General features: G+C 53.8%; 8 protein-coding genes. 2 read left to right on the top strand and 6 right to left on the bottom strand.

Annotation, left to right across the window (positions count from 1 at the left end):
- Positions 1-76 precede the first annotated feature (76 nt).
- Positions 77-412, bottom strand: coding sequence for a GtrA family protein (locus AUC61_RS15515; RefSeq protein WP_340163296.1), 336 nt, complete (start codon positions 410-412; stop codon positions 77-79).
- A 115-nt stretch (positions 413-527) separates the two neighbouring features.
- A complete protein-coding gene (locus AUC61_RS15510) occupies positions 528-1,385 on the bottom strand; it encodes a class I SAM-dependent methyltransferase (protein ID WP_243247138.1) in 858 nt (285 codons plus the stop codon).
- 250 nt (positions 1,386-1,635) lie between these two features.
- Between AUC61_RS15510 and AUC61_RS15505 the strand changes: the two genes are divergently transcribed.
- On the top strand, positions 1,636-4,242 hold the full coding sequence (locus AUC61_RS15505) for a DUF7657 domain-containing protein (RefSeq protein WP_243247137.1): 2,607 nt from the start codon (positions 1,636-1,638) through the stop codon (positions 4,240-4,242).
- Between the two features lie 3 nt (positions 4,243-4,245).
- Here AUC61_RS15505 and AUC61_RS15500 read toward each other — a convergent pair whose 3' ends face one another.
- The 4 genes from AUC61_RS15500 to AUC61_RS15485 are packed head-to-tail and all read right to left on the bottom strand — an operon-like array spanning position 4,246 to position 12,048.
- Entirely contained in the window at positions 4,246-8,733 is a 4,488-nt protein-coding gene (locus AUC61_RS15500) for a glycosyltransferase (RefSeq protein WP_243247136.1), read from the bottom strand.
- Positions 8,699-10,093 (bottom strand): ABC transporter ATP-binding protein, encoded by a 1,395-nt coding sequence (locus tag AUC61_RS15495; RefSeq protein ID WP_243247135.1) that lies wholly within the window; start codon positions 10,091-10,093, stop codon positions 8,699-8,701. Before AUC61_RS15495 ends, AUC61_RS15500 begins: the two co-directional genes overlap by 35 nt.
- The gene (locus tag AUC61_RS15490; RefSeq protein WP_243247134.1) at positions 10,083-10,910 is read right to left on the bottom strand and encodes an ABC transporter permease; all 828 of its coding nucleotides are present in this window, start codon (positions 10,908-10,910) and stop codon (positions 10,083-10,085) included. The genes AUC61_RS15495 and AUC61_RS15490 overlap by 11 nt, the downstream gene beginning before the upstream one ends.
- 46 nt (positions 10,911-10,956) lie before the next feature.
- Positions 10,957-12,048, bottom strand: coding sequence for a glycosyltransferase family 2 protein (locus AUC61_RS15485; protein WP_243247133.1), 1,092 nt, complete (start codon positions 12,046-12,048; stop codon positions 10,957-10,959).
- A gap of 315 nt (positions 12,049-12,363) precedes the next feature.
- On the opposite strand from AUC61_RS15485, the gene AUC61_RS15480 reads away from it, so the two are divergent.
- Positions 12,364-13,155 carry a substrate-binding domain-containing protein gene (locus AUC61_RS15480; RefSeq protein WP_243247132.1) on the top strand — a complete coding sequence of 264 codons (792 nt, stop codon included), beginning with the start codon at positions 12,364-12,366 and terminating at the stop codon, positions 13,153-13,155.
- Positions 13,156-13,216 lie beyond the last annotated feature (61 nt).

Here is a 13,216-nt window from a genome sequence, read left to right as displayed (position 1 = left end):
GCCTTGTCAGCGGGAATCACATCAGGCCAGCCCGATTAGCCTGTAAAGCGAATGACGTTCATGAGCCTGGCAGCATTCATGACCGCGTTTTTGCGAACACAATGAATCTGGAATAGATGAACCCGCATACCAGGCTAAAAGAGGCAAAAAGCGTCAGCATCAGAAGAGGAGGAAGCGCCCAGATATCGGCCAGCAGGCCAAAAGTGCCAGCCAACAGCCCCATGAAACCGACATACAGGAAATAGCGCACTGCCGTAGCATCGGCGCTGAACGTGAACCGGGCATTGGCAAAAAAACTAAAGGTTACGGCTACCGTAAATGCCAGCAAATTGCTCACAGCCTGGCTGGCCCCTACACAGAAGAACAGCACTGCAAATACACCGCAGTGAATCACTGTATTCACCATGCCCACGCTGACATACCGCAAAAAAAATCGTCCCATAATGCCCGCTACAAATACCTGGATCCTGTTGAAAAATCGGTCTTATGAAAAGACCGCCCGATAGTCAGGCCTCGTTCTTAACCCGTCAGGCTTTGCGCGCTACTAAATAAACAATGTCATTGGGCAGTAACTTTAGAACCGGCAATGCAAGGGCAACGGCACAATAAATAATAACTTTGCTCAACCGCCCCATTTTCCCGGCAAAGGAAATTCTGGAATACAACCCCGTGAGGCTGACGACGGGCAGCCGCCCGGTAGAGGTCATTACAAAACCGTTGCGTTCAAGCAGCGTGGCAAGGTTATGTTCATTGAAATAATGCACATGCGGTGAAGGCAAGCCTTTTTGCCAAAGCCGCTCAAAGAAACCCGTGTAACCCAACCGCGAAAACACCCGGGCGACGCGATAAAACACGCCATTGCTGCTGGGCAAATTGACAACCAGATAACCACCTTCATTGAGTCGTTCATGACAGGACCGCAGGATCTCGATAACCGGCGGAATATGTTCCAGCACATCGTTAAATACAATCACGTCAAATGTTTCGAGGTCCAGTAAAACATCCGGAAAATAGCCGTTCCGGACAGGGAGACCACGCGCAGCACTGGCGGCACAGATGGCTTCATCGGGCTCCACACCCAATACGTCATAAGTACCCATGGCGGCCTCAAGAAACCAGCCGTGTGCACTCCCCACATCCAGTAAGCGCCCGCCCTCGGGTTTCAACGCGGTGATGGCCTGCAGCAGTATTCTGAAATTACTGAGTCGCAGCTCCCGCAGCCCCGTTTCTCTTGCCGCCTCGTCGATATTGTCGTGCGCCCTATTTTCATTAATGGCAGGCAAGAGACTCGACTGCTCATAGGCGCAACTCGGGCAGGAAAAATGCCAGTTAAACAACGACTCTTTCAACCGTGTTTCACACACCGGACAGTTATTGAGCGACATCCCCATTACCCCCTTATCGAAATCACGTGATGACTCGCACGCCGACGTTATTGTAAGGCTGACGTTACACTTGCTATCACTACAGGGCTATAACAGTGACTTAGACTAGCACGATAGTTCATGTCCGCCGGTTGCTAAAGCAATAAAGCACATCGTATAGTCAACGCCTGCTTCACAGATTGCGCTCACCAGAGTAGCGCTGTTTTTCTGGATTGGTCACTGATCATTTAAAACAGAAGGCAGCCAATAAATGACGTCAAATTCTCGCCCTCGCTATTCGACATTCCTCATTATCAACGCCGCATCCTGTATCAAAGGACTGATAGTCGCCTTTCACGCGCGCGCCCACGAAGCCAGGGCTGAACTCAGTATTTTCAAACCGTTTTATATGTTCAACATTGCACTACTGCTGAGTATTTACTGCAGTACCGTTTGGGCAACCGAGCCACAACTATCCCCCGCCGCAGGTCGAGGTCATATCGACTTGATCACGTTTGAAAACAATCGCATCACCGCTCAAGGGTGGGCAGCCGCCGAGCAGGCCAGTCGACAAATCACCTCGATCGCAATACGGCTGGATGACAAAGAGGTGTACGCCGGGGTATTTGAAAAGCCTTTGCGGCCAGACGTGGCGGAAATCTTCCAGCGGCCTCAGTGGTTGAATTCAGGATGGAGAGTTTCATTCGAAATACCCGACGGTATAAAAACCGGGGTACACGCAGTCACGGCGATAGCCCGGATTGCGTCAGGTGAGTCGATAACACTGACACCCTCGGCAACTGCGCAAAGCCTTTATGTTTATCAGGACCCTGCCAATGACAAGAGTGTTATCCGCCCAATAAAACTGATCATTGCCTTTAGCGTGCTGTTCCTGGCCATTGCGTTCATTAAATCGACCGCGATCACTCAGCGGATCAATCACCGATTCGCGCTGGGCCTATCAGAGCCCGCGCTGTTCAGTTCATTTGTCCTGCTGGTTTCATTCCTCTTTGTGGGTCTGGGGTTAACAGGATCTTCGTTACACCATGGCCAGGCCAATGCTCCCTTTGTCGAAATGGACAGCATCAGAATCATGGGCAACGACCAGCCAATACGCAGCGATGAGTGGCTGGTTCAGACCCCCTTTGCCATAGCGCAATTCAACCATGAGCCGCCGTTTCCAGTTGTTAACAAGAACGTGGGGGAGGATGGCCAGAACATGATGGTCACCAGCATGACCAGCGTTCCCATCGCTCATGTCACGGCACTGGCCAAGCCAGCCACATGGGGCTTTTTTGTATTTGATTTGAGGCGTGCGTTGTCATGGAACTGGTGTTTTCCAATCGTCGGATGCTTCCTGGCACTGGCGTTCGTACTCAACAGGCTGTCTGACGAGCACTGGAAGCATGGTTTCCTGTTCTCAGCGCTGTTCTGCTGCGCACCTTATGTCGTTGGCTGGTCCTTCTGGCCCGCTTACACCGTTTTCTTCCCCTGCTTGATATTGCTCAGTGCGTTGCAGATTCTCAAAACTTCCTCCCTCTACAGGCTGATTCCGTTGGGCGTTTTGCTCGGACTCGCGAGTGCCGGGTTTGCGTTCATCCTGTATCCCCCTTGGCAGGTTTCAGTCGGCTACGTGTTCGTTGCCATGACGATAGGAATAGTCATCCGTGAAAAGCTCCACCAGCAGCTAACGCTTCCAAGAGGCATAACCTATCTCTTTGCGATGGGTGTAGCGGGAGCCCTCGTCGCCGCATGGTGGTTAGACGCCAGCGATGCGGTGCAGACAATGTCCCAGACGGTCTATCCCGGGCAGCGGCTCACCGTGGGCGGTACGGCAACACTTCCACTGCTGCTTAGAGGTTTCACAAACATCCCGACCCTGCAACTGATCAACAGCACCATGAGTAATCAAAGCGAAATCTCCAGCTTTTATTACCTGTTACTGCCCTTGGCGGCCCTGGTCGCATTGCGAGCCATACAGAACAGGCTGACGGCACTGGAATGGTCGCTCACCGCGATATGCGGAGTACTGCTCTACTACATGTTTGTCGGTTTCCCGACTGATCTGGCCAAATACTCTTTGTGGGGGCGTTCTGCGCCCTATCGCGCTGATCTGGCATTGGGCCTTGCGAGCCTGATTCTTACCCGACTCTTGTTGGGCCAAAAATCTCAACCCCAAGAGTCCACACAAACTGTCAAAGTCATTGCCGTCGCGGTCTCCGTGGGCTGGATTTATATCGTGTACCGCAGCCTCGCACAGCTGGACAGCACCCTGACGTCCGGCATGCCATCCAGCCTGTTGATATTGATACTTCTCATCACTGCCGCCCTCAGCTACTTCCTGATAACCAACAGATTCAAACCCTTTGTCCTCATCAGTCTGGGGCTGTCGCTGGCGACTACAGTGAGCTTTCATCCCATCAGCATCGCCCCCAGCGAAGTCCGGCTGCGTCCTGTACCCACGACTGCCGACACGCTAGCCAGCGCCCTGAAAGGTAAAAGAGTTGTGGTCCTGGAGAGCACGACGCCTGCAATGTTCCTGATTGCATCCGGAATATCAGTCGTCAACGGAATCAATTACTTCCCGCAAAAAACACTGTGGAGCCGAATGGATCCAGACGGGAAACAGCGAGACGTTTATAACCGCTACCAGCATCTCGCCTTTGTCGGAGCACAGTCCCCGGCAGAGGCCTACAAACTAGGTACACCTCACCCCGACATCGTCATGGTGACCCTCAACCTGGCGACGTTCGATTTCCGTTTGTCGGGCGCCAACGTCGTCCTGGCCCCCGACAACGACACATCAAGGCTTGATGAGAACAAAGGCCTTTCGTTTACAGGTACAGCCAATGGCTGGAGCTGGTTCACAGTCAAATAGAAACTAAACCCGCGGCGGCCACGCGAGGCCGAAGTCTTCATGGTCCAGGGTCAGGTTGGGGTTGTAGGCGTAATCCACCTTGATCTCTGGCCACCTTGCGAGCATGTAATCAATCTCACGCTTGAAGCGCTTTTTCTTGCGGCGCGTGTCTTCCGCACCGCGAGTCGCTGACTCGTGGTGGTACAGCTCCGCGAAAGGCGTAAACACATTCACATAACCCGCTTCGCGCAGACGCAAGCAGAAGTCGACATCGTTGAAAGCGACTTTAAGGTTAACCTCGTCCAGCCCGTTGACCTGCTCGAACACTGATTTCCTGATGACCATGCACGCGGCGGTCACTGCGGACATTTCCTGAATCAGTGATGCGCGACAGAAGTAGCCGTATTCGCCTCTGGGCAAGCATTTATGTGAGTGTCCAGCGACCCCGCCAATCCCGACTATGACGCCACCATGCTGAAGTCGATCATCGGGATACCAGAGTCGGGCCCCTACGGCTCCCACGCCAGGTAACAGCGCAAGCGAGACCATTTCCTCCAGCCATTGAGGACTGATGACCTCTATATCGTTGTTGATCAAACCCACTAATTCGCCACGCGCCTGGCGCACCGCGAGATTATTCAGCGCCGAATAATTGAAAGGTCGCTCATCGCGTATCACCAGTACATCAGCCTCGCCTTCGAGCTCGGCGAAATAGCGAAGCGATTCTTCGTCGTCAGAGCCGTTATCCACGAGAATGATTTCGTAGTTTTCATAGGTTGTCAGTTGCCGGATGCTGTCGATGCATTGTTTGACCAGCACATGCGCATTGCGCGTTGGAATGATGAGACTCACCAAGGGCAAAACATCGGGCAGTCGATGACGAACCCGATACATGCCCATAGGCAGTAATTCTGCATGAGCTGACATGGATTGACGTTGCAGATGCTCGTTCAGCGCCTTGAGGCCAGCCTCTGCCGCATAGGGCTTTTGGTCGCCCCCTTGTGCCGTGCTGCCCTCGTGGATGCGCCAGTGATAGAGCACTCTCGGGATGTGAAAGATCTGATCGGGCTTGAGTTGTTCGGCACAGCGCATGGCCAGGTCATAATCCTGCGCACCTTCGAACCCCAGGCGAAAACCTCCGACACGCTCAACAACATCGCGCCGGTAAACACCCAAGTGGCAAATCATGTTCTGCGAACGAAACAAAAAAGCGTTCCAGTCGGGCTTGAAATAAGCGCTGCTGCGTTTGCCCAGCAGGTCAATCTTGTCTTCGTCCGAATAGATCAGCCCGACCTCGGGATTCTCCACGACCGCGCGCGCCACCCAATACAAGGCGTGTTCCGCGATCAGATCGTCGTTGTCCATCAGCGCCAGATAGTCACCCCTGGCGAGTTCTATCGCCGAATTACTCGCTGCGCATATGTGACCATTGTGTTCGCGAAAAACCACTTTGATTTGCGGGTCATCGTGTTGGAGCTGCTCCAGATATTGCCGGACATCCAGATCAGTAGACGCATCATCGGCAATGCACAGTTCCCAATGGGGATAAAGCTGATATCGCACGCTATCGACCGCCGCCCGGAGTAGATCCAGAGGCGGATCGAACACCGGCATGATGATGGAAATCAGCGGTTGTTTTTCCCAGGTGCGGATATGTTCGGTTATCTCCCAGCGCGACTGCACGCTCAACGTGTCATAGCGCTCGATCCAGGCGGCATAGTCGTGGCGGCTGGGTACTTCGGGAGCCAACAGGTTTTCGTTTTGACCGTGATCGGTGCCGCTGAACCAGCGTACCCGGTCGACGAGCCCCTTTACGCCGTGCTGCCTGAGAACGCGAATAACCCTGGCCATGGTTTCCGTGAGTCCGCCGCCACGCTGGACCATTGAGGGGACCAACGTCGAGATACGCTTGACGCGCCGGATGGCACTTAGCGATTTACGCACGGGCGCGGAGAGCCTGCGACTGTATGACGATTCCAGCGCAATAACATGCAGGTTCAAATGATGGATGTGGGTGTCTTTGTCGATTTGCTGGCTGCGCAACTCTTGTTTTAGTCGCTCTATCTGTAAGCCTCGTTCGTTAACAACGTGGCTCTGATCGCTCAAAAGGCGCTCGATGGTCTCAATCGTTTCATGCTCGGTCTCGATGACGCTTTCGGCCAGCGAGTGAGTGACTCTGTCCAGCTCTCCCATTTGCCGCGTCAGTATCTGGCGATGATCAACCAGCAATCGCTCAACCATGCCGATCGTATCCTTCTCGGACTCGATCACACTTTCAGCAAGGCCATGAGTGACCCTGTCCAGATCTCCCACACTGCGGCTCAGCGCCTGAATTTGCTCAGCCAGCGGTGCAAGCGAACTCTGGAACGCCTGCTGATACTGGCTGACGCTATTAAGCTCAACGCTGACCAGCCGCGCCATGACCTCGTCGGTGTAAAGCACCAGATCAAGGTGCAGGCTGAGATGCTCAACCCCATCAATGAAAGACAGGTCAACCGGTAACTCCAGATAAGGATCGTCATCCAGACTCAAGAAAAAGACCGGTGTACCGGACTTGTCGACCCTCATCAACCCGGAGGTAGCAATCAGACTCTGGACATCACGGTCCCACGCCCAGACTTCGTTGCCTCCCCTGAGCAGGCGCACATTATCCAGTGCGAACGAGACCTTCTGGTCGACCGGGTCGAGCCTTAATCGCCGTGGACGGGCTGGCATCGAGGCAAAAGAAAAACACAATTGTTGATGGCCGGGAATCAAGTCGTGAGTGATGCACGCATACTCCTTGAATTCGCCATCCCCGTTGCTGTAGTAAAGCTTGGCTTGCAAAGGCACTGCAGCAGGCACCACCTTCTGATTGATTGGCTCATCGGGTTTCCAATCGAGGAACTCACTGGCCGAACGCCCGGTGACCAGGCCCTGAAACAACGCCTCAAGCGCAACGTAGCGATTGATATCCTCCTCGGTAATGACCAGACCTGCCGAGTCAATCGCTTCTAACATGAACTGCTTGCGGGTGGGCGGCATGATGCTGGGGTGAAAGGGCTGGGTGCTGGTGATGAGCGGGAGGAGTCCACGCACCAGCAAGTAGCCCAGTTCCACACCTCCCGATAAATCCCATTCGACATCAATGAACAGCGGAGTACCGTCGGATTTGACCAAGATGTTCTGCGGCACAGCATCGACAAAAATACCTGGCAACTGCTCATCGATACGCTTGAGCTCAAGGCTGCACTCGTGGACTGAAAGCAGGGCTCGCAGGTGCTCCAGATACTCCCGGATAAACACCCCAAAATCCTGGGTCATCCAGTCCGGCGTGGTCGCAATATTGACGAAACGCTGGCTTAGAGGAGCGCCACAGACGTAGGAGTCGACGTCAGTGAGGATATGTTGAAAATGACTTTCGGGTTGATTCCACGGGCCTTTAAACAGCCGCTCATGCTGAACTTCAATACCTGTCGGGGTTTTGATAAACCGCGACGACTTACAGAACACCGGGATACGACCAGTGTTGTAGTGATACGCCAGAATATTCGCCCCCACACAGGTTTCAGCAGCACACGACGCGGCGACCAGAAACGAGTTTGCCAGCTCAGTACCGAGGCCATTGGAGATCACCACAGGCCAGGTACGCTCAAGATTGAACGTAGTTTCCTTCGGTAATTGCAGGTCTCTTTTGGCGCTTTGCCAGGCCAGGGCTGCCGCATCGAATGAGTCAGTATTGAACCCCCGCTCAGTGATGATCGAGTGGGGCAGTTTGTAATCCGGAGCCGGGTACAGGAACTCTGACTGCTGAAAACCTGCCGCCTTGATAAGGGCGTCCAGTTCTTTTCGACCGAACGTTTGTGGTTTTCCTTTGGTGTAACGCCCCTCGATCCCATACATAGGTAATCCGATATGGTCTTCGGGGGCCCCGGCGAAATACTTCAGCCCCAACTGATTTTCAATGGCGATGAACAGCTTGCCGTCGGGCAATAACAGCTGACGCGCACGCTTGAGCATCCGAAGTGCTGCGTCCTTGTCCTGGCTGAAGACACCGGCATATTCCAGCACGCCTATAAGCGTCACGACGTTGAAACGCTCGTCGGTATCAAACTCTTCAAAACGCTCGGCGACCACTACGACATTATCCAGGTCCCGCGTACGACTTGCCGTTATGTGGGCTCGGCGCACACTGCCTTCCAGGCTCAGGACTGAACCACCGCACTCCCCCAGATAACGGCTGATGGCACCACAACCAGCGCCGACCTCCAGCGTCCGGCCGCAAAGGTAGCCCTCGAACGGGCGCAGGATATTGGCCCTGGCACTGTCCAGATGATAAATCGACGCCCAACCAACGCTTTGATTAGTCAACTCCCTGGACAGGACTGACAAATCTTCAGCCTCTCGGATAATCCGCGCTATCCGCTCTTCGCTTTCATCACCATCGCTGTAAGAAAGCCCCTGATAATCGTCGCGCACCCATATGCCGGTCTCGGAGTTAAAGCGGTATCCCTTCTCTTGTAGCTTGATCATGTTCAGGCACCTGATCGATATCCATAGTGACGGCCAGATCTATAAGGCCAAGCGCTTGCGGGGTTGATGGCACGACGAAATGAATGGAGTCGTAACGACGATCATGGGGAACGACGTCCTCACCTTCCCGAGAGGCAACACCGATGGAGATGAAGTAGTCACCACTGGCAAGTCGGTTGGTGAACTGCAGGCAGGCAATGGCATCGGAGTCGGCTGCGCCGAGTCGTTGAGTCGCGGCACAGGAGAGCAACAAGGAGTTGGTGCCGTAAACGGTCACTCCTTCTTTGGTTTTTATCGTGAAGCCAAGGATCGGGTTGATGACCATGCGGTGGAAGCGGATGGCCAGATGCAGAACCACTTCAGCACCGGGTTCGATGACGGCAGGAAAGCAGCGACCATTGGCGACAAGGTGAAAGTCCAGCACGCTGGCAGCGCCATTGCCCCATCGATACTCATGAGCGTTGAACCCGGCACGACTGGCGTAAGCGCCTTGATCGAATAGTAACTGCGGTGTTGTACCCGCCCGGGAAGTATCAAGGCTGGCTAGAGCCGATAGGTTCTCTGACCGCGCCTGCATGAGTTCGGCAGGCTTGTCCCGACCAAAAAGAATATCCAGATAACGGTTGATCACCGGCCTCGAGGGCCCGAGCATCTCGACCCTACCTTGCTCCAGTAGAACGGCACGGTCGCAGTGAGTGACCACCTGTTCGCTGGCATGAGTCACCAGCAGAATACTGGTGCCATTGTTTTTCAACTGCCGCAACCGCTCGAAGCATTTGGCCTGGAATCGTGCGTCGCCTACTGAAAGCGCTTCGTCCACGACCAGAATGTCGGGATCTACCTGAGCCTGTACCGCGAACGCAAGACGAACCACCATGCCACTGGAATACGCCTTGACCGGCTGATCGATGAACTCACCAATATCCGCAAAGCTGGCAATGGCATCAAAACGTTGATCGACCTCGTCATGGTCCAGACCAAGCACCGCGGCATTCAGATAGACATTTTCCCGCCCGGTGAACTCCGGATTGAAGCCGGAGCCCAACTCAAGCAGCGCCGCGACCCGACCATGGGTCTGTATAACCCCAGCCGAAGGCGTCAAAGTCCCACAGATAATCTGCAGCAACGTGGACTTGCCTGAGCCATTGCGCCCGACGATGCCCACGGTTTCACCACGCCGAACGTCAAAATCAATGTTGCGCAGTGCCCAGAACTCTCTGCCATAAGACGTTACAGGGGATCCGAGTTTGCGTTGCAGGCGGGGAATGATGGAGTGCTTGAGCCGGTCAAAAGGTTTTTCGTAGGTATGAAAGCATTTGGAAATGTCACGTACGCTGATGACATTTTCTTCAGATGACATCGGCAAACCCCTTGCGGGTTTTCTGAAAAAACCAGAACCCGGCTGCGGCAATCGCCAACGCGATCAACATGGCTGTCGCCAGACTGTCCCATTGCGGGAATTTTCCGAGCAGTAATACATTGCGACTTTCCTCAATGATGTACGTCAGCGGATTGAGTTTCAGCCAGGGCTGATAGGCTGCTGGCAATGCCGCCACGGGATACAGTACCGGTGATAAAAACAGCAATACGGTGGTGAGCACCACAATCACCTGTCCCACATCGCGCAGATAAACACCCAGTGCGGACAGGCCCCAACTGACACCTGATGTCGCGATCACCAAAGGCAGTAATATCAACGGAAAAAACAGGGCACTGACTTGCAACTGCTGAGTCAATAAAAACTGAGCAGCCAATAAGACCACCAGGCTGACAAGGGTATGAAACAGGGCGGACCCCAACGTGACTACGGTCAGGATTTCCAGCGGAAAAACGACTTTCTTGACATAGTTGCTGTTTGAAATGATGAGGGCGGGCGAACGGTTGGCACACTCGGAAAACAGGCCATGCACAATCATCCCTACGAAGAGAAGAATTGCAAAACCACCTTTACCGGTCTCTTGACCGACCCACCGCGCTTGAAAGATTTCCGAGAAAACAAACGTGTAAACAGCAAGCATCAGGACGGGGTTAAAGAAAGACCAGGCCAGGCCCATTATCGAGCCTCGATAACGGCCGATGACTTCTCGTTTGGTCATGACAGCGATAAGTTGACGATACTGCCATAGGCTGCGAATAAGACTCAGGGGGTCGGCCCCAGGCGTAAGATGGGGGTTCACGTTAATAGGAAGCTCCTTATTGAAATGATGCTTGAAGCCACGCCTGTCAGATTTCGTTAATCACACTGGCAAACAGCAAGCCGAGATTACCGAGCACCGTCTGGCGATAGACTCCGGAGCGGCGCAGGCCAAGTAGCCGACCGAGGAAATGCTGACCACGCAGCGCTTTGAATTTTTCCAGAATGAGACGATTTTCGTGCGTAAGGCGATGCTGGATCGTTTCCAGACCCGCAATATTGGCCGCATTCCAGTGCCGAAAACGGCCTTGAAACAACATGCGTATCCGAACCACTCGGGCTGACCAGCCGGAATTCGAACCGACCAGATTGGCGCCGTGCTGCCGGTAATGAACATAAGGTGTGGCATCGTAGAAAACGTTGCCACCCACACCGGTGATCAACAAATACGCCCACCAGTCATGGGAGACGATGTCCAGATGTTGCCCGGCTTCTTCCAGGAGTAAACGCGCGGCATGATTCAACACCATGGTATTACCGCCGCCGATGTTCTGAACCAATGCGTTGGCGAACGAAGGTGGACGCCGAAACAACGGCGAATAACCCAATGCCTCCCCGCGCTGATCAACTAACTCCGTGCGACCGAAATACAACGCAGGGACCTCCTCGGGAACACTGTTCAACCACGTCAGCGCAGCCTGTAACTTATGCACATCCCATACATCATCCTGATCGCACCAGGCGTAATAACTTGCGGACAGGTTTTTATTACAGATGGTTGAAATAAAGTTACGGGCAAAGCCTCGCTCAGGCCCGCGCCACAGGCTGACTTTATCTTCACCCCACAGGTACCGGTAGCGGTTGATAATATTGACCGTTGCGTCCTCTGACCCGTCATCTGAAACAGCAACGTGCCAGTCGTGACAGGTTTGATCTTTGATCGACTGCAACTGTTTTTCTAAAAACGACTGCCCATTATAAGTGCACATCAGTATCAAGACTGAAACACTAATAGGCCAGGGTTCAACAACGGCGTGATCGCGATGGGTTATTGACGCCAACGCTACCGCCGCGCAAGTTTCAGACGCACCTATTTTATTCAGGGAACACTCAGAACTTTCATCTACACGCGAACGGCCATGAATACAGCACGAGGTTCCGGTCAAATGATCGTTGATCATTGTCGGATTACCTAGGTAAAGGAGAGTGCCTAATTGTGTAAGCCAGTGTGGCAGTCAAAAGAGATTTAAGTCTGCCGGGGCGATGAATGGTCGTTTGTTTCACAGGCCTTTGAAATCATGAATAAAACCGCGAGCACGAAATATGCAATTTCCTACAAGTGTTACAAACTTGAAACAAAAACTGTATCCGTTAGTTAACTTCATCCTGCTGTGGAAATGTCTTTCGTTCGAAAATCGGCTGTTCGATAGCCGCGCAATGTTGTCGGCTTTGCCACATAATCGTCGGGTTTCTTACACTGCAAGGTCTATCTCCACATGCAAAAAATTCTTTCATGCTTCTTTGGCGCCGTCCTCTTCATCTCTCCTGCGGCTTTCGTCAGCGCCGCGACACCCGCCAAACCCGTCTCCCTGATCGTTCTCAGCTCCGGTGGCATCATGGGCGCGCTCAATGCAATCAGCGGCGACTATGAGCAGCGTACCGGCGTGCGCCTGGTGGCCGAGGCTGCACCGTCGATGGGCGCCACACCGCAAGCGATCCCCAATCGGCTGGCCCGCAATGAACCTGCCGATGTGGTCCTGATGGTAAGTTCGGCGCTGGATAAGCTCATCAAAAATGGTCAGATAGACCCCAAGAGTCGCGTCGATCTGGGTAAATCCTACATTGCCATGGCTGTGCAGCACGGCGCGCCCAAACCCGATATCAGCACCATGGAAGCGTTCAAAAAGACCTTGCTTGATGCTACGTCCGTCGCCTATTCAGACAGCGCCAGCGGCGTTTACCTGTCCCGCGTGCTGTTCAATCAGATGCATATAGGGGATCTGATGCAGAGCAAAAGCCGCATGATCCCTGCGACGCCGGTCGGTGAGGTTGTAGCCCGTGGCGAAGCACAGATCGGTTTTCAGCAACTGAGCGAGCTCAAGCCGGTTGAAGGGATCGACATCATCGGTTTGATTCCAGATCAGGCCCAGCAAATGACGCTTTATTCCGGCGCCGTATCTTCGCGCAGCACGCATCCAGAGCAAGCCCGGCAACTGCTGGAGTATCTGGGTTCAGTGGCCGCAGCCGATGCGATCAAAAAAAGCGGCCTGGATCCGGTGGCCAAATAGCCGCTCATGATCCATGGCACCGCCCAGCCCGCGGCTAACATTGACCTGTAGGAGCTGCCGA

This window comes from Pseudomonas maioricensis, from assembly GCF_022790535.1.
In the GTDB taxonomy this organism is placed as follows: domain Bacteria; phylum Pseudomonadota; class Gammaproteobacteria; order Pseudomonadales; family Pseudomonadaceae; genus Aquipseudomonas; species Aquipseudomonas maioricensis.
Note: the sequence above shows the minus strand (reverse complement) of the source record. Positions and strands in the feature narration are given on the sequence as shown.